The 18,870-nt window shown below is 52.4% G+C and carries 14 protein-coding genes; 3 read left to right on the forward strand and 11 right to left on the reverse strand.

The window, feature by feature from the left end:
* Nucleotides 1-9: 9 nt before the first annotated feature.
* From ACCW76_RS06800 to wbaP, 8 genes are all read right to left on the reverse strand, one after another.
* Nucleotides 10-927, reverse strand: a complete 918-nt coding sequence (locus ACCW76_RS06800; RefSeq protein WP_038645955.1) for a glycosyltransferase family 2 protein — start codon at nucleotides 925-927, stop codon at nucleotides 10-12.
* A 69-nt stretch (nucleotides 928-996) separates the two neighbouring features.
* Nucleotides 997-2,085, reverse strand: a complete 1,089-nt coding sequence (locus ACCW76_RS06805) for an acyltransferase family protein (protein WP_240474699.1) — start codon at nucleotides 2,083-2,085, stop codon at nucleotides 997-999.
* A 126-nt stretch (nucleotides 2,086-2,211) separates the two neighbouring features.
* On the reverse strand, nucleotides 2,212-2,943 hold the full coding sequence (locus ACCW76_RS06810) for an SGNH/GDSL hydrolase family protein (RefSeq protein WP_436338108.1): 732 nt from the start codon (nucleotides 2,941-2,943) through the stop codon (nucleotides 2,212-2,214).
* 12 nt (nucleotides 2,944-2,955) lie between these two features.
* Nucleotides 2,956-4,092 carry an EpsG family protein gene (locus ACCW76_RS06815; protein ID WP_436338109.1) on the reverse strand — a complete coding sequence of 379 codons (1,137 nt, stop codon included), beginning with the start codon at nucleotides 4,090-4,092 and terminating at the stop codon, nucleotides 2,956-2,958.
* Between the two features lie 62 nt (nucleotides 4,093-4,154).
* Entirely contained in the window at nucleotides 4,155-6,326 is a 2,172-nt protein-coding gene (gene wzc, locus ACCW76_RS06820) for a tyrosine-protein kinase Wzc (protein ID WP_436338110.1), read from the reverse strand.
* A 12-nt stretch (nucleotides 6,327-6,338) separates the two neighbouring features.
* Nucleotides 6,339-6,773 carry a protein-tyrosine-phosphatase gene (locus ACCW76_RS06825; RefSeq protein ID WP_034824796.1) on the reverse strand — a complete coding sequence of 145 codons (435 nt, stop codon included), beginning with the start codon at nucleotides 6,771-6,773 and terminating at the stop codon, nucleotides 6,339-6,341.
* Between the two features lie 9 nt (nucleotides 6,774-6,782).
* On the reverse strand, nucleotides 6,783-7,913 hold the full coding sequence (locus tag ACCW76_RS06830) for a polysaccharide export protein (RefSeq protein WP_155287990.1): 1,131 nt from the start codon (nucleotides 7,911-7,913) through the stop codon (nucleotides 6,783-6,785).
* Nucleotides 7,914-8,211: 298 nt separating this feature from the next.
* Nucleotides 8,212-9,645 (reverse strand): undecaprenyl-phosphate galactose phosphotransferase WbaP, encoded by a 1,434-nt coding sequence (gene wbaP / locus ACCW76_RS06835; protein WP_436338111.1) that lies wholly within the window; start codon nucleotides 9,643-9,645, stop codon nucleotides 8,212-8,214.
* A 791-nt stretch (nucleotides 9,646-10,436) separates the two neighbouring features.
* Here wbaP and ACCW76_RS06840 point away from each other — a divergent pair.
* The gene (locus tag ACCW76_RS06840; protein WP_436338112.1) at nucleotides 10,437-12,002 is read left to right on the forward strand and encodes a TerC family protein; all 1,566 of its coding nucleotides are present in this window, start codon (nucleotides 10,437-10,439) and stop codon (nucleotides 12,000-12,002) included.
* A gap of 50 nt (nucleotides 12,003-12,052) precedes the next feature.
* On the opposite strand, the gene asmA is transcribed toward ACCW76_RS06840, so the two are convergent.
* From asmA to udk, 3 genes are all read right to left on the reverse strand, one after another.
* Complete coding sequence (asmA, locus tag ACCW76_RS06845; RefSeq protein WP_436338113.1) at nucleotides 12,053-13,855, reverse strand: outer membrane assembly protein AsmA; 1,803 nt, start codon at nucleotides 13,853-13,855, stop codon at nucleotides 12,053-12,055.
* Between the two features lie 134 nt (nucleotides 13,856-13,989).
* Entirely contained in the window at nucleotides 13,990-14,571 is a 582-nt protein-coding gene (gene dcd / locus ACCW76_RS06850) for a dCTP deaminase (RefSeq protein ID WP_034824828.1), read from the reverse strand.
* An 87-nt stretch (nucleotides 14,572-14,658) separates the two neighbouring features.
* The gene (gene udk / locus ACCW76_RS06855; protein ID WP_034824830.1) at nucleotides 14,659-15,297 is read right to left on the reverse strand and encodes a uridine kinase; all 639 of its coding nucleotides are present in this window, start codon (nucleotides 15,295-15,297) and stop codon (nucleotides 14,659-14,661) included.
* A gap of 229 nt (nucleotides 15,298-15,526) precedes the next feature.
* On the opposite strand from udk, the gene ACCW76_RS06860 reads away from it, so the two are divergent.
* On the forward strand, nucleotides 15,527-16,141 hold the full coding sequence (locus ACCW76_RS06860; protein WP_436338114.1) for a phosphatase PAP2 family protein: 615 nt from the start codon (nucleotides 15,527-15,529) through the stop codon (nucleotides 16,139-16,141).
* A 149-nt stretch (nucleotides 16,142-16,290) separates the two neighbouring features.
* A complete protein-coding gene (locus ACCW76_RS06865) occupies nucleotides 16,291-18,855 on the forward strand; it encodes a diguanylate cyclase (RefSeq protein ID WP_436338115.1) in 2,565 nt (854 codons plus the stop codon).
* The last annotated feature ends 15 nt before the right edge of the window (nucleotides 18,856-18,870 follow it).

Below are 18,870 nucleotides of genomic sequence, written 5' to 3' on the forward strand. Positions count from 1 at the left end.
TAAAGTGAATCAGGAGACGGCTCGCCCGCCAGAGAAGCGGGACTTCACCTTATCGAACAGTCGATTCAGGAAATAAGCCCGGTTATCACGATTGGTCAGGAAGAAGTAGCGCGCGAAACTGAGGCTCGCCTGCAGTGATTTACCATCCATCTTGTAGCGCAGCGGCAGCTTGAACGCCTTATAGGTATGGACGTCACGTGCCGTGAGGTGCGGCTTCATGGTGTCCAGCCAGAAGAAGGAGTACTTCACCGACTCGCCTTTGTGCTTGGAACCAAATTTGGTCACCAGATGGTAGGTGGCGAGCGGCTTATCGATCATCACAAATTCATAGCCCATGCGGTCAGCACGGATGCAGAAATCGTAATCCTGATGGCGAATATAACGCGCATCAAAACGGATTTTATCGGCATCTTCGCGCTTCAACACAATGGTGCTGGTTTGAATAAAGCCGTAACAGCCAAACAGATATTCAGCGATGGTTTCATTCTTGCCCGGTTCCTGCATCGGCATCACCTTGAGGAAACGGCCATCCTGATGAATGTTCACCTGGCTGAAAATCAGATAGTTCGACTTACCCTGCGCTTCAAGTTTGGTGATGGTGTCATAAACGGTGAGCAGCTTATCAACGCCCCACTCATCATCGGCATCAAGGAAGCTGATGAAATCGCCCTCAGCCAGTTCGATACCTTTGTTACGAGCACCGGCACCGTTGAGTTTCACCTCAGACAGCTCAAGTTTGATGTCCAGATCCTGATAACGCTCACTGCGCACCACCTGTGCCAGTTCAGCGGCATCAGCCGATTTGTCATCCACGATGATGACTTCAAAATTGCGATAGGTTTGCGCTTTGACGCAATCCAGCGTCGTTACAATCGACTTCGACGCGTTATACGCGGGAATTACAATTGAGAAACGAATATCCTGCATTGCCAGTACCTCTAAAAACTTCTGGTTAACAGTAATACGAATATTAAGCGAAGGTAATCAGTCAAATTCTTAATTTTCGGCTGCTGCTTTGGTTGCTGCTTTAGACTTACCGCCACTGCTGCCGATAAACGGTTTTTCCACCCAAAGATAGGTCATTTTTGCGACATAAAACGCCGCAACAAAGAACAGTGTAGATAACAGCGTGAACATCCAGTAATTATGCGGATATAACGTCGGTGGGATTTGCTCAATACCGTACAGCACCACGCCATGAATCAAATAGAGGCTATAGCTCACTTCACCAATCGACATCAAGGTCTTATTTTCCAGCAGTCCCATCAGCGAATTACCGCTACTGACAATAAAGAAGATCACCGTCAGGGATATCAGGAAGAAGACATAGAAGAAGGTATTTGAGGTGAAGAACAGAGAGAATACGGCCAATCCAAGGCTGAGGATTGCCGCACTGCGGGAATGGCGTAAACCAGCAAATCTATCGCGGAACTTATAAGCAAAATATCCCATCGCAAAGCCGAGTACCGGACGCGGATCGGTATAGGTTTTCCCATACAAGCGTAATGCGACGGCAATGATGAAAATAACGCCGATGGACGAGAGGATCAGCAGGGTTTTGTATTTCCCGCGCGTTAAACGGTTGAGGAAATAAATCACGGGAATAGACAAATACAGCAGCCATTCCAGACGCAGCGTCCACTCCACGCCGGAGTTCACCACCGCTGTAGACATCTCGCCAACGTTGTAACTGCCAATGAACAGCAGCCATAAAACGGCATCTTTCAGCGCTTGCAACGGCGGCACCAGCGCACCTTGCAGCGCACCAATGGTAAAAATAACGAAACCTGAGAACCAAAACATCGGCACAATACGTCGAACGCGTGAACGCCAGAGTTTTCCACTCAACTGTGCAGGGGTGAGCGTATCGTTATCCAGCCAGCGATAGAACAGGAATGCCGAAATCATAAAGAACAGCAAGACGCCGAATTTACCCGAGTTCACAAAAAAGTTGCCCTCAGAGAACCAGGCAAAATAGTTTTTATCATATATCCACGGTTGATCCAGCCCGTAAATATAATGAACAAAATGAGAAAAGGCGACAATACTGGCAAGGAAAGCACGCAGGCCAGAAATACTCTTCACGCCTTTATCATTATAAATACCGCGATGATATGAGCAGGCATGTAAAATGAGCAATGCAAGGCAGAACGAAACCACCATAATCATGATGTACATATCAGGATCCCTTATAAAATCGACACAACAAGGTTAGGGGCTTTGCTGCGCAAGACTTTGCTGAACAAGTGGGCTTACAATACTAAAGGTACGATCCGCTTTGGCTTTATACAGTGACTCCAGCGGATGAATACAGTCGTCAGACATCTGCGACTGCCAGTCACGATCTTCTTTAATCACGCTATACTGGTGAACCACGGCAACCTGTTGCTGCTTAGCCACCTGATTAAGTTGCCAGACGTAGGGCCAAACATTCCAACGTTCCGCTTTGCCGCAAATGGGATTCGGCTCCTGCAAAATAACCTGTTTATGGTTCTCCTTCGCCACTTCAACCAGGCGCGTGATAATCCGCCCATACTCTTCAGGGCTTTCAAGGTGCACCTTCTTATCCTTGAAAAAATAGTGTCGGGCATCGTTAATGGCGTAGTTGATCAAAACGATTTTGGCTGGGGAGGTTTTCATTAAGTCCTCCCAATGGCTTTGATCATCACCGCCATGCGGGTACAACAACTCAGCGGCCTGCGCACCGGGAACGCCGTGGTTTTTCACCACGATGTTGACCCGATCGCCATACTGCTGTTGCAGCATTTGCGTCAATTCACCGATTTCACTGGCTTGGGTGATGCTGCTTTTACGGTCTTTGCTGATGACACCCGCGGTCGTGGAATCACCGAATGCGTCAATCTGCAACGTGCTTAAACCCGGTGTTGCCATCGCCGCAATCGGTGCCAGCGCGAAGGCTAAAACCATCAATTTTCTTGTCATGTTACCTCTCTGTTACCTAAAGATTTTGAACTCCTGCGCCACCTCGTAGCCGACAACGGCCTGTTTCTGCGAGATGGTGTTGTAGTAGAGGTAATAAACAAGAAAGAAACTGAACATCGCGAACATCGCCGGTTTGAGTAATTGCCGTGATTGATAGATCAACGAGGTCAGTAAAATAGGCTCAACTTGCAACAGGTAGTTGGAAAGCCTTGCCCCGGATGAATAGTTATAGAAGAAGATCCTGATGGCCCCGCCCAGCGCGAAGGTCACAATCATCAGATAGTTAAAACGCCACTGCTCAGCGTTGTTGCGTTTCAATTCATCGCTGAGCATGAAATAGACAAACATACACACCAGCATGATGTTTTTAAGGTTAGAAACCGAGAAGATACTGCCATCCGCGGTATTCGATGCTTCAGCACTGTAGCCTTCCGCCCTCTCCCCCATCGCGCCCATATGCGCACTGATCAAGCTGATAAAGTTTGTCCCGCCGAACTTCGACATCGGGATACTCAGCAAGATAATCAGCACCGGCCAATAGCGCCATTGACGGATAAACAAGAATGGCAAGACCGTGACCACCATAATTCCGGTGTTGTGGCTGAAGAAAGAGAGCAGGAAAAAGCCGAACGCTCCCCAGTAACGCTTCAGATACAGACACCAGAGCACCCCCAAAAACAGCGCAGAACTGAGACCAAAGCGAATCTGGTTCATGTCTTTGTTGATGTAGATATGGGCGGAATAGAGTGCCAGCGCGAGGATCGGGTACGGTGACATTTTGCGGAAGAATACCGCATTGGTCCCCACCGCCAGAATGCTGAATACAAATAAGAAGGTGTCAGCATTACTGGAAATCAGGCTGGTTAGCCAGGCGATGGCAAAAATCAGCGGCTCATAACGGAAGAGCTCGACGGTGGCGCTAAAGCCGTTGATCTGCAGACTTTCAATAAAGCCGGTATAAAATGTCCGATACTGCAGGTCATCCATGCCGGTACCCAAACCGCGGATCCCGGCAAACACAATCAGAATAGCGGTGGCGATACACAGCAGGTAGAGCATCAGACCCGAAGTGCGCTCATCTTTTTTGACAATAAGCTCACTCAATGAAATCAGAAGCAACAATCCGGATATAACCCAATAGGGTGCCATGGTGTCATTCCTTACGCAAAAAGAGGCGGCAGATGCCGCCTCTAAGTCAATAACAGGGTGCGTTACACTTTCTGTTTATATTCGTAGTTGTAATAGTCGTAACCATAACCGTAGGAGTTCGCCGCTTTACGCACCACGGCGTTCAGGATGACACCCTTAATCTCGATACCGTTCTGCGCGAAGCGCTTGTAGCTAACATCCAACTCTTTGGTGGTGTTGGTTTCGAAACGCGCCACCATCAGCGACGTACCGGCCAACTTACCGATGATGGAAGCATCGGTCACCGCCAGAATTGGTGGGGTATCAATCAGCACCAGGTCGTAGTTCTTGCTCGCCCAATCCAGCAACTCACTCATGCGACGATGCATCAGCAGTTCAGACGGGTTCGGTGGTACCTGACCGCGTGGCAGGAAATCAAAACCGTACACGCCTTTCTGAATCATGGCCGGTGAGAACTCACTCTTGCCGGACAACACATTGGAGAGACCCATTTTGTTTTCCGAACCGAGCAGCTCATGGGTATAACCACGGCGCATATCACCATCGATGAACAGCACACGCTGGCCTGCTTTCGATACCAGAGTCGCCAGGTTGGCACAGATAAAGGTTTTACCAATTCCCGGGCTGGCACCGGTAATCATCAGAATGTTGTTTTTAGCTTCCATCATCGCGAAGTGCAGGCTGGTACGCAGGCTGCGAATCGCTTCGATGGAGAGGTCAGTCGGATTACCCAACGCCAGCAGCGTATTATGTGGGTCACTCTTCTCTTTGTGACCACGACGCGCCAGCGCTTCGGTATCTTTCTTACGTTGCCACTCTGACAGCGGTACGCTGGCATAGACGTTCATGCCCAGCTCTTCCAGCTGCTCAGGATTCTCAATACCGTGATGGAACAGCGCTTTCAGCAGCACCAGACCCACCGAGATAATCAGACCCAGAATAAAGCTGGCGGCAATAATCAACACTTTCTTCGGTGCCACCGGGCTACCGGCGGTTTCCGCACGGTCGATGATGCGCACATCACCCACGGTACTGGCTTTACTGATTCCCAGCTCTTGCTGGCGATTCAGCAACTGCATGTAGATTTCCTGACCTGACTGCACATCACGTGTCAGACGCAGAATTTCCTGTTGGGTCTGCGGCATACCGGCAATTTTCTTGTTCAGTTTTGCCTGCTCATCTTCCAGGGTTTTGCGTTTTTCAAGCAGCGCGCGATAAGTCGGGTGATCTTTGGTGTAGAGCTGTGACACTTCAGCTTCTCTGAAGGTCAGTTCGTTCAACTGGCTCTGCACGCTAACGGATGAGTCGAGCGCCGATTTCGCTTCCAGCGACATATCCACCGATTCATTCTGGCGGCGATAGGCGTTGAGCTTGTTCTCCGCATCATCCAGACTGCTACGCACTTGTGGCAGTTGGTTGCGCAGGAACTCCAGGCTCTTCTCAGCCTGCTCAGATTTGCGGTCAACGTTCTGCAGCAGATAGTTGTTCACGATCTGATTCAGTACTTTGCTGGCACGCTCCGGATCTTCATCCTGATATTCCAGACCCAGCACACCGGTCGTTTTGCCTTTATCGGCAACGGTCAGCGCGTTCAACACCGCTCTGATGGCCTGCAAGTCAGTGAGTTTGGTGACGTTGAAGCTGGTCCCTTCATCAGCCTGGATACCGCTGACCAGCATAGTGACTTCACCATGCTGCTCCAACTGACCCACGCGGCCTTTGAACAGCTCATCACCCTCGCTGGTCACGGTGTAAGTCTGCGGCCCTGTCACTTCCAACTGCACCGTACGCTTATCGATAGTGCGCGGAATTTCCAGGCGAGAAATGGCGATTTCAGACGGCTTGTTGCCCATCAGGCGCGACAGACCTTTACCAATCACTGGGAAGTAGTTCTGCTCCACCACGGTATCCAGACCTAAGTCATTGACCGTTTTGCCCAGCACCATACGGGATTCGAGGATTTGAATCTCAGTGTCGGAAGCGGGTGTGGTTGGAATCACATCCTGCAGTTCATTCAGAACAGAAGCCGTGTTTTTCTGCTCTACCTGAACCATGGCATCGGCGCTGTAAATAGGCGTTGCAAACAGTGTGTAGAGCGTTCCTGCCAACATGAAGAAGGCGGTAACGGCCACAATGATCCAGCGATGATCAATTAGCTGTCCCACAAGATGCGCCAGATCCCATCCACTCGAATCTTCTTTTGGCGCGGTCATAACCTTGTTTTTAATATTCATGGGTATTCCCAACTATCGGCTTAGTACGTTGACCCATTTCTGGGTAGCGTTTTCCAGTAACCCGTAGACCTCTTCGAAGGCCTCGCGACTTTTTTTGTACGGATCCGCAATTTCCTGCTGATTGAGCCAGTGCCCAAGCAGCATGGTTTTTCCGCGTGCGGCTGGGTCGATGCGATTCACCTGCTCAACGTGGCGCTTCTCCATCACCAGAATCAGGTCATAGTCACGGCACATACTGGCCGTTAACTGCTGAGCATGATGGCCTTCCAGCGATACGCCGTGTAATGCGGCAACATCGCTGGCAGTCTGGTCCGCCGGGAACCCCTTCAGAGCGCCTAGCCCTGCAGAAGCCACCCGAGTTGAAGGTAGCGCGCGTTGGAACAGACGCTCCCCGGTAGGGGAGCGGCAGATATTGCCGACGCAGACGACTAACACGGACTTGATCATACTGAAACCTTAGTTAGACCAGTTGCGGAAACGCAGTGCTGCGGAGCTTGCATCGTCGATACCCACGATGGTTGGCAGCAGCCCAGAAATCACACGGTTCCAACGGGTAATTGGCGTGGCGGTGACGTAGACGATGTCGTACGGCTCCAGTTGGAATTCAGTGCCCATCACCATCGATGCCGCATCTTTGGTATTCAACTGATAGATGTTGGCGATCTTGGTGCGGTTGGCACCACGAATAGGACGAATAACGAAGACACCGGTGGCATCGGACGTGGTTTGATCCATCCCAGCCGCATTACCCAGCGCTTCGGCCAGCGTCATGCCGCTGCGGTCCATTTTCAGCGTGGATTGCTGTTTCACTTCGCCCATCACGAAGACTTTCAGGTCATCGTTACGCGGTACGTAGAGAATATCGCCCGGATACAGCAGATGGTTCTGGCTCAGGTCGCCGTTTTGCATCAGCGCCTGCAGCGAAATGCGCTGCTCTTTACCCTGGTGCGTCAGCACGACGTTACGCCAGTCTGCATCGGCAGCTAAGCCACCGGCGGCGTTGACGGCATCGAGTACGGTAAGCGGGACGTTGGTGATCGCCTGCTGGCCGGAGGTGGTCACCGAACCGGTCACGTAGGTTTTCTGTGAGCGGAACGCCGCAACATTGACATCCACCTGCGGGCTTTCAATGAACTGCGCAAGGCGGCGCGCAATTTCAGCGCGGATTTCCGTTACGGTGCGGCCGGCTACACGTACTTTACCGATGTACGGGTAGAAAATCGTGCCATCGGCCTGTACCCAGTTACCGGTGTCACTGGCGCTACGATACTGACCCGCTGGTGTGGTCAGCTCCGGGTGGTCCCATACGGTGACATTCAGCACGTCGCCAATGCCCACGCGATATTCGTAGCTTTGAATTTCGGTTTGCAGCGCCGGGTTGGCCTGCGCAACCAGTGGCTTCGGACGCATCTGTTCAACCAGACGCGGCGTCAGCGGGAAGACGTTGACGTATTTATCGATGTCAAAGTTGCTATCCTGTTGCTCAATGACATCTTTTCCGCTAGTGGAAAGGTGCGAACCTGGTTCAATGGTGCACCCGGAGAGAAAAGTCGCGGATACCAGTAAAGGTATCAATTTAATTTTCATTATCATCTGATTCTTCGCTATCAGTTAATGATTGATAGAGGCGAAAACGCCGCTGTGTAGCGTCTTATAAAAAAATAAAACTGACGGGTTAAACACTGAAACTGTGGGTCATTATTATGCGCTCCCTTGGTTTTATGTTGTCACCGTGCCCTGAGACGACATCAACTAAAGTCGGTGATTACCCTGCCGGCAAGTCACCGACTCTATTCAGGCTCGATAATGGCAGTTGTCAGTTAAGGCACTCCCAGCACCGGCATTTCAGACGGGGATAATGACGTCGTCCCCTGCCCTTCTACTCTCAATAAGCGCCATCGCGTTTCAGCACGACACCCACTGTCTTAAACAGAATCGCGATGTCATTCCACAGCGACCAGTTTTTGACATACCACGAATCGAAATAGACGCGCGTTTCATAGTCAACGTCGTTACGACCGCTAACCTGCCACAATCCCGTCATGCCGGGTTTCGCCATCAGGTAATAATCAACATCACCGGCATAACGACAGAGTTCGTCTTCAATCACTGGACGTGGGCCCACCAGGCTCATGTCGCCGCGTACCACATTCCACAGCTGCGGCAGTTCATCCAGACTGGTTTTACGGATGAAGTGGCCAACTTTGGTAATACGCGGGTCATTCTTCAGTTTGAAATCTTTATCCCACTCGGCGCGAGCGACCGGATCAGTGCGCAGGACTTCCTCCAGCACCTCTTTCGAGTTGATCACCATCGAGCGGAATTTAAGGCATTTGAACTTACGGCCATTCAAACCGACGCGTTCATGACCGTAAATCGGTGGGCCACCGTCGCGTCCAACCATAAAGCCGAGGACCAGCAGCGCTGGCGACAGCGCAATGATGATGCCGAGGGCGCCGACGATATCGAAAGCACGTTTCAGGAAGCGCGAAGTGCGTTTCGCCAGATTATTGTTCACGCGCAGAATCATCACTTCATGGCTGAAGATGTAGGCCATGTCGGTACCGTAAAGGGGTACGCCGCGCAGGGTTGGAATCACTGAGACTGAACGGCAGTTATGCATTGCCAGCATTTTCAGCCAGTTGTCGCGATGCTGGCTCTGTTCAAACTCCACCGCCACGATGAACTGGGTTTCGCTGTGCGTCAGCTGCCACAACTCTTGTTCATTGTGCAGTACCGGTACGCCAGAGATGCTGGCCTGCGGACAACTGCCATCGACATCGAAGAAGGCAATCACATCAAAACCCATCACCTCTTCGCTCTGCAGCGCCTGCCAGGCTTCTTCAGCATTCCGGCTGCTGCCGATGATGATGGTTTGTTTCTTCCACATACCGAAGTGATTGAGTACGCGCTTAGAGATGGCGCGTGCCAGTGGAATTAAAATCAGCGCCAGAATCCAGGTGGTGACCCAGACAAAGCGCGACAGCTGCCACTGTGATAAGGCTGAAATTGACAAATCGATGACAGAGAAAATAAGAATGGTACGAAATATCTCTTTCAGCTCAAACCAGAATGGCTTGCGATAAGTGTAATGACGCAGGCGAACCCAGAACCAGCCTACGCAAATAATCGATAAACAAACGTGGGTGGCGATTTTTAAGTGCAGGTATTTTTCAGATATATCTGCCAGTGGAGAATCTGTGAACGAATTAATCACCGCCAGAGCAATAAACAATGCCGCGTTGAAACAAATTAAATCCGAGCACGCCAGTAAAATTTTAGTGAGGAGACTTTTATATGTAATTTGGTTATCGCGCATATTTAACTCTTTTATTTTATTTCCCTAATCCCTAACGCCTCTGCCCTGTGTAATAAATGAGCGATATATCCACTGCTAACGGAGAGGCTATCTGCGGCAAACGCTCCGGTGTTTATGCCAATTCTCTTTTTAGTAAAGCCAAAGAATTGCAATAAATACCAACAGATTAGTCTGACTTCCCTTGCCACGATTTAGCCCTAATCTGAACGGAGAAAAGCACTTCAGGCACGCTACCGCCCTTGGCTGTCGCTGCCAATACCGCTGCAATCGCATCTATTTTTATCGCATTCACTGAGATTATTCTTAGCCAGCGCCAGACTAATCCCGTGCACGATCACAATTCATAACATTAAGAAGCTAAACAGCGCGCTATTAACAACTTCGGCGCAGACATTTACTAACACGTTGCTATACTAGTTATTACTGGCTTGTTTACAAGTAGGCCCCGTGTCCCCTGCACTATTTTAGGAAAAAGACTACCAGCCATAAGTATTGATGCCATCCCTTTCAGCCCATTCCTGCGTAAAATTCAGAATAATTCGATACTCACCTTCGGACTGCTTCGCATTAAAAACGTACGCTTGCGCGTGAATATTAGAATTAATCGTCACTATCACGATGCGGTGAAGTTTATCCATACATTCATCTTATCGACGAAATGTCGCTTCTCAGAATATGCCTAAAACCCAGGTCAACGGGGTGATATAGCGCGATTTGCCTCATTTGTACCTTGCCTGTTGATTCACTATCATCAGACAAAACGCATTTTCAGACATTCAGGTGATGCAAGCATGATGGAGTGGATCCTCGATCCGTCGCTCTGGGCAGGATTAGTCACGCTAATCGTTCTCGAGCTGGTGCTGGGTATTGATAACCTGGTTTTTATTGCCATTCTGGTCGAAAAGTTACCGCCTGCAGCGCGTGACCGTGCGCGCGTGATCGGTTTACTGTTGGCGTTGCTGTTGCGACTGGTGTTGCTGGCATCGCTTTCCTGGCTAGTGACTCTCACGCAACCGCTGTTTACCCTGTTCCAGCACAATTTCAGCGCCCGCGATCTGCTGCTGCTCTCCGGCGGGCTGTTTCTTCTTTATAAAGCGACGACCGAACTCAATAGTCGCCTGGAGGGGAGCGACGAAGAGAGCGGTCAAAGTAAGAACGGTGCTAAATTCTGGCCAGTGGTCGCGCAAATTGTGGTGCTGGATGCCATCTTCTCGCTTGATGCGGTGATTACCGCTGTCGGCATGGTGAACGAGCTGCCGGTGATGATGGCGGCGGTCACCATTGCCATTTTGCTCATGCTGCTGGCGAGTAAGCCGCTCACGCGATTTGTGAATGGTCATCCCACCATTGTGATTCTCTGCCTGAGTTTCCTGCTGATGATTGGCTTCAGTCTGGTCGCGGAAGGCCTCGGCTTTATTATTCCAAAAGGCTATCTCTATGCGGCGATTGGTTTCTCAATAGTGATCGAGATGTTTAATCAGCTGGCGCTGTTTAATCGCCGCCGCTTCCTCACCGCCGGACGCCCGCTGCGCCAGCGTACCTCAGAAGCCGTGCTGCGCATTCTGCGCGGTGAAGCCCAGCGTGCCGAACTGGACGCCGATACCGCTTCATTGCTCAGTGACAGCGATGAAGGCGCGTTATTCAATCGCCAGGAGCGGCGCATGATTGCCCGCGTACTCGGTTTAGGGCAGCGGCACATCAGCAGCATCATGACGTCACGCCACGATATTGAGCACATCGATTTGAGTGAAGATCCGGCCGCAATCATGACTAAGCTGGATAACAATCAGCACACCCGCATCCTGATTACCGAGCGCGGGCAAGATCCGCTCGGCGTGGTACATGTGATTGATTTGCTCCATCAGTCGCTGCACAGCCATTCTCTTGATTTACGTGCTTTGGTGAAGCAACCGCTGATTTTTCCCGAACGCCTGACGTTATTGCAGGCACTGGAGCAGTTCCGCCACGCCCGCACCCATTTTGCGTTTGTGGTCGATGAGTTTGGATCGGTGGAAGGCGTGGTCACCCTGAGCGACCTGATGGAGACGATCGCCGGGAATCTGCCGAATGAAGGCGAGGAGATTGATGCGCGCTATGATATCCAGCCATTACCGCATGGCGGTTGGGTGGCGAACGGACATATTCCTTTAGAGGATTTGGCAGCCTATGTGCACTTACCACTGGATGAGAAACGCAATTACCACACGCTGGCCGGATTATTAATGGACAGCCTGCAACATGTGCCTGAAGAGGGAGAAGAGTTACAGGTGGGAGATTATTTATTGCGCACGCTGCAGGTGGAAAATCATCGGGTACAGAAAGTGGAAATTGTGCCCGCGCCTGAGTTGTCACAGTAACCGACGCCGTTATGCCCAATCAAGTCAGGCATAACGGCATCACAGGTAGATTAATGTTGTTGCACCGCAGGCTTTTGGCGATCCAGCCACTCGTTCAGGCGCGACTTCGCTTCGCTCTGCAACTGCTGGCGCACCACATCATCAACCGGTAGTGAGTACTGCAAGTTGTCCCAGCCACCGTACATCCGCAGTGGAATCGACTGGCCGTTGAGCAGACTCGCTAACTTAGCGTCACCTTTCCAGCCGCGCAGCATCATATTGAAGGTGACGTCGAGTTGCTGGTTCACCACATCAACCGTGCCTTTGGTCTGCACTGCCAGGCGGCTACTGCCACCCTGCAGATCTGGCATGACAACCTTGCCCTGATTCAGGCTAATACGACCGCTCAGCTGCTGGATCCCCTGATCATCAGGCTCATCATTGGTTACGCTATTACTCACGCGCGCCACAGCACGGCGCACCATCTGTTGCAGATTAAGCTGGGCGAGTTGCAGGTTGGTGGCCTCCAGCTCGGCGTTACCCTGCCAGTTACGCTTCGCTTCATCCACGCTCAGGCCCGTGCCGCTGAGATCGCCTTTCAGAGAGACCGTGCCCTGCAAACTCTCCGGTAGTTCCAGCGCTTTCATTAATGGTGCAATGGCGATGTTTTCAATTTCCGGCTGCAAGGCGACTTTTGTCGCCGGCTGGCGGATATCAATGCTGCCCGGAATCGAGAAGTGCCCATCGCCGATTTTCCCCTGCAGTTTGTTCAGGGTCATTAACCCTTCCTGATTGCTGGCATCGATCTGCAGATTGCTCAACGTCAATCCGCGCCACACGCTGGAATCCGCATTCAGGCTCAGCGTTAAATCCATCAGATTCAACGGCGAGTCAGCGTTGGTACGCGTGCGTGGTTCAGCGATCACGGGCGTGCGCGTCACGCTGGCATGCTGCGGGGTGCTGTTGTCGCTGGCGGGCGCGCTGGCCATCAGATTATCAAGATTCAACGTCGTGGCGTGTAAAGCCAGATTGAGCTGCTGCGGCAACATTAAACGCCCTTCGGCACTGCCATCCAGCGTACTGTCGTTGGCCGTCAACTGCATCTTTTGCAACGCGAATTGCTGTTTATCGGCATTCCACTCGCCCTGCCCGCTCAGCGCCCCTTTGATGCCCTGCGGCGGGAGGTTAGCGCCATCCAGCGTGTAATCCATCTCCTCTATCTGCCCCACCAGCCGATGTGGATACTGCGCCACATTCATCTGCCCTTTCAGGTTGACGCTCACATTACGCTGATTGCGTGAAATGCGCGTGGCGAGTTCGATGCTGGCGGTTTTGCTGGCATCCTGATCGAGGCTGAGATTGAGATTACGGAAGTTGTATTCGTCGCCGCCGGGTTGCTGCCAGATCAGCAGACTATCGGCAAGGCGCAGTTTAGCAATATCGAATGACCAACCATTGGTACGCGTTACCACCGGCTCCGCGTCCGTGGGTGCCACCGGTGAACCGCTCGGTTTCTGGGCGGCGCTGTCAGGCGTGACGCGAATCACGGCATTTTTCAGCATCACCTGGCTGACACTCAGCTGATGCGAAAGTAGCGGCCAGAGGTTGACATCCAGACGCATATTTTCTGCGGTGACCATCGGCTGACTGGCGCCAGGTGCGGTCAGGCTCATGCGCCCGGCGAGAATACTGAGCTGCGGCCAGACGTGCCAGCGCAGGCCACCGCTGACTTCAAGTTGATAACCACTGCGCTGTTCTACCTGCTGTACCATATAGGTACGAAAGTCGTTGGGATTGACCAGCAACACCAGTGCCGTCATGCCCGCCACGACCACCACTAACAGGATGGCCAGCGTCGTTATCACTCTTCTCATAATCCCTCATCACCGTCATTCTTCATGCTGCAGCGGCGTTGGCTGCGTTCATTTACCCCAGTCACACACTGATGCCAGCTACCGGGGATTCACCCTCTTACCGCTTTGCCGCACGTTGAATCATTAGGCGAACATCAGTCTTTGTCGATACGGCTGGCATCGGCACCCTGCTGACCACGATATTTTGCATCTTCGCGGCGGTTATAGGGGCGTGCTGCCGGGCCAGACAATGGCTCGAAGCTCAATGCGCCAATCAGCATGCCCGGGCGCAGCGCCAGCGGCAGCTTACCGGAGTTGTAGAATTCCAGCACGATGCGGCCCTGCCAGCCTGGATCGATACGGTGTGCCGTCACGTGCACCATCAAGCCCAGACGCGCCAGCGATGAGCGGCCATCGAGCCAACCCACCAGATCATCCGGAATCGTGACCGATTCCAGCGTCACTGCCAGCGCTAACTCACCCGGATGCAGGAAGAACGCTTCCCCTTCCGGCAGCACAATCTCATCGCTCATGACGCGATCCAGTGCGGCGCTGACTTCGTGTTTTGGGCCACTCAAATCAATAAACGGTGCAGTGTGACCACTGAAAGTGCGGAACTGGTTGCCGAGGCGCACATCCACGGTAGCGCCATTAATGCGCTCAACCGGTGGGCGCGGGTCAATCGCCAGTTTACCGTTGTCGAGCCAGGCTTCAATGTCGCGATCGCATAATCTCATCGCAGAGTCTCCATGCTTTAAGTGTAGCGAAAGGTCGCCACTGTTGTGACAACCTTCACGCGTCACGTCCATCCGGACGCAGTAATTTCAAAGATATTGGTTAATCTTGGCTTTGAGAATATCGATGGCGATCCGGTTCTTCCCGCCACGCGGCACGATAATGTCAGCGTATTGTTTGGATGGCTCAATAAACTGCAGGAACATTGGACGCACGGTCTTTTGATACTGGCTCATCACCGAATCCATCGAACGACCACGCTCATTCACATCGCGCTTCATGCGACGCATCAGACAGATATCCAGCGGAGTATCCACGAAGATGGAGAAGTTCATCTCCTGACGCAGACGCGCATCGGTCAGCAGCAGAATGCCCTCAAGGATGATCACTTTTTTCGGCTTAAGATGAATACAGTCACTGGTGCGCGTGTGTTCAACGTAGCTGTAAACCGGTAACTCAATATCCTGACCCGCCTTTAACGCGCGCAGATGCTGCAACAGCAGATCGTGGTCCATGGCGCTGGGATGGTCATAGTTGGTTTTCACCCTCTCTTCCATGGTGAGGTGGCTCTGATCTTTGTAGTAGGCATCTTCGGGGATCACACCGATATGCTCGTCACCGACCTGGTCACGGATTTCACGATAGAGCGTGCTGGCGATAAGACTTTTTCCGGATGCGGATGCACCTGCGATGCCAACGATCACGCACTGATGAGACTTGTCAGTCATACTTTTTTAAGACCTGATAACTGGAGCCAATTGAAGCCGAAACCGCAATGGGCCGATTGAGAGGGTTAGTTGGCGGCAATTATAGGTATTTCACCTGTTTGATGCCAGAGAAATGGGCCCGCCGCTTTTCAGAATATCCCCTTTTGCAGCCAGATGCTTAATCGATACACTGTTCTCCTGCCTGAGTGGTGTACCACCCAGGTTGACTCAATAAAGCCCAAGGAAAAATATGAGTTGGAAAACCCTGACCTATTTTGGTGACAGCATGTTGCTGATCCCGACCGCCGTGATTATCGCGCTGGTGTTGCCGTGGAAAAGCGACAACCGCCAGACTGTCTGGTATTGGCTGCTCGCGTTTGGCCTGGCGGGCCTGCTGGTTAGCCTGTCTAAAATCCTGTTTCTCGGGTTTGGCATTGGCAGCGCCAGATTTAACTTCACCGGATTCAGCGGCCACAGCGCCATGTCAGCGACGCTTTGGCCGGTGATGATGTGGCTGGTTTCGGGCCGCTTCCCCATCTTCTGGCGCGCATTCACCATCGGTATTGGCTATCTGATCCCGATGATGGTCGGCCTGTCACGCCTTGTGATCCACGCGCACTCCTTCAGTGAAGTGCTCACCGGCCTGATGCTGGGCTTTACGCTGAGCAGTGCATTCCTGCTGACACAGCGCCGCACCGCCCTGAAGGGCTTCAGCCTGGCACAAGTGTGTGTCGCCCTGCTGGTACCGCTGGTGTTGATGAGTCATGGCCGCGTTGCCACCACGCAGCAATTTCTTGAACGTTTTTCCGCCCATCTCGCCGGATTAGAAAAACCCTATACGCGCGCCGATCTGTTTCGCGATTAATCTTTTTTCTGTCAGGGCCAAAACTTTCATTGAATCAGGGCTAAACTAGATTCTGCGCAGACATCTTATGCAGATGTGCTAGCATGCAAAACAGAGAATGATTGGCGCATTTTTCGACGTGTAACGAATGCGCGCTGCTGGATTCGTGCATGACCCTGGAAATATTAACCTCACAGGATAGACCGCAAAGAAAATGGCTCAACGCACTGTTTCTGGGTGCATTGGCCTTTTTATTGACGCTATTTTGTCTCGAACTGATTGTGGTCAGCGGACGTATTTCCCCGCTTTGGTACTCCACCGCCCTGATGACGGTGGTGGTGTTCCGCGCCCCCTCAAAACATGTGCCGCTGTTGCTGCTAAGCTGTGTCATCGGCACCACGCTGGCCAACTTAATCGTTATTGGCCCGGCGCTGAGCAACATAAAGTTTTCCATTCTGAATATGGTACAGGCCATTCTGGGCGGCCTGATGTTGCGCGCGCTGCTTGACCGCAGAAATCCCCTTAACTCGCTACTCGACTGGGTGCGTTTCGCCGTTTGCGCCGGTTTGATTGCCCCCCTGATTGGCGGTGTGGTGGCAGTGTGGATGCTGCATGTGGGGCATCGCGCGTCTCTGCCCTTCTTTTCGACATGGGTGATCTCCGAGGTGATCGGCGTACTGGCATTTGGACCCGTGCTGTTACTGTGGCCCAATAAGCCACTGCGCCAATTAATCAGCCCCGGCCATCAGCTGGAAACCCTGTTGACCCTGATCGTCACCCTGCTCGCCAGTTACTTATCGCTGCGATTTCTGCCGTGGCCGTTCACTTTTATCGTGGTGATCCTGTTTTGGTGCGCCGTGCGGCTACCGAAATTCGAAGCCTTTGTGCTGTTCTTCCTGAATGCGAGTTTCATCTCGATTCTGCTGGCGTTTAACTTTGTTAATCTGGCGCAAAACGGCTTGTTGCTCGGCCAGGTCAGCACCTGGCTGCCGTTCTTGTTAGTGCTCCTTCCCAGCCATGTCATGGCGCTGGTGATGGATGCGTTCCAGCGCGAAAAGCATCATATCAGCGAGAGTGAAACCCGCTTCCGTAATGCAATGGAGTACTCGGCGATTGGCATGGCGCTGGTGTCGCCCAACGGTGGCTGGCAGCAGGTCAATCAGTCGCTGTGCCACACGCTGGGCTTTCCGGCTGACGAACTGAAAAAACTCACTTTCCAGCAGATTACCCATCCCGACGATCTCAACAGCGACCTGCAACAGCTGGAACGTCTGGTGGCGGGTGACATCATGACTTACACCATGGAGAAGCGCTATTTCCGCAAAGATGGCGAAATCGTCTGGGCGCGCCTGACGGTTTCCATGGTGCGCGATGCTGGATACCAGCCGCTCTATTTTATTGCGCAGATAGTCGATATTTCTGAACTCAAACAGAGTGAACAGGTGAATCGCCGCCTGATGGAACGCATCACGCTGGCTAACGAGGCGGGCGGTATCGGCGTGTGGGAGTGGAACCTGCTGAGCGGTGAGATGCTGTGGGATAAACGCATGTATGAACTGTTCGCGCTCGGACCCCATCAGGTGCCCACCTATGACGTGTGGCTGCATCTGTTGGATCCCGCCGAACGTGAAAACGCCGCGCTGACCGTGCAGCAGGCGATCGAACGGCGCAGCGCTTTCCACCTGGAATATCGTGTCAATCTGCCCGGCGGCCCGCGCTATGTGCGCACCGAGGCAAACCGTATTCTCAGTCAGGATGGTCAAATCGAGCGCATGCTCGGCATCTGTCAGGACATTACGCCACTGCGCGCGCTCAACGAAGCGCTGTTCCAGGAAAAAGAGCGGATGGCGATCACCCTCGATTCGATTGGCGAAGCGGTGATCAGTACCGACGATGAGATGCGCGTGACCTTTATGAACCCGGTGGCCGAAACACTGAGCGGCTGGCCGCAGGAAAAAGCGGCGGGAGTGGCGTTAAGCGAGCTGTTAAATATCACGCGCGGTGCTAACGGTCCGCGCGTAGAGAATTTGCTGCTGTGTAACTTGCCAGGCATAAAAACCTCACCCGATCTGGAAGAAGAGCTGGTGCTGCATACGCCAGAGGGTGTGCAGGTGGAAATTCACTACAGCATTACCCCCTTGAAAACCCTTACCGGCGCCAGCATCGGTGCGGTGATGGTTATTCAGGATGTCAGTGAATCACGCAAAATGATGAAACGCCTCAGCTACAGTGCTTCGCACGATATGCTGACGCGGCTACCGAATCGCCATAGCTTTGAACAGCAACTCAAACGCGTGGTGAACGATGCCGCGGCTAACAACACTCAGCATGTGCTGGTGTTTATCGATCTGGATAAATTCAAAGCGGTGAATGACAACGCTGGTCATGCGGCAGGCGACGCCCTGCTGCGTGAACTGGCGGAGTTGATGCAAAAACATCTGCGCAGCAGCGATATGCTGGCGCGTTTGGGCGGCGATGAATTTGGCGTGCTGCTGCCGAACAGTCACGTTGACCAGGTGCGCGATGTGGTTCAGCGCATTGTCACCTCAGTCAACGAATACACCTTCCTGTGGCACGATCATCCTTATCATGTGGGCGCCAGCGCCGGGATCACGCAGATTGATCAGCAAAACTGCATCCGCAATGTGGTGATGTCACAGGCAGATGTCGCCTGCTACAGCGCGAAACATGCGGGCCGTGGTCAATATCACGTTTATCAGGAAGTACAAATGTGATCATTGCCAGCCCGC

The organism is Pantoea sp. C8B4 (assembly GCF_051336905.1).
GTDB lineage: Bacteria > Pseudomonadota > Gammaproteobacteria > Enterobacterales > Enterobacteriaceae > Pantoea > Pantoea rwandensis_B.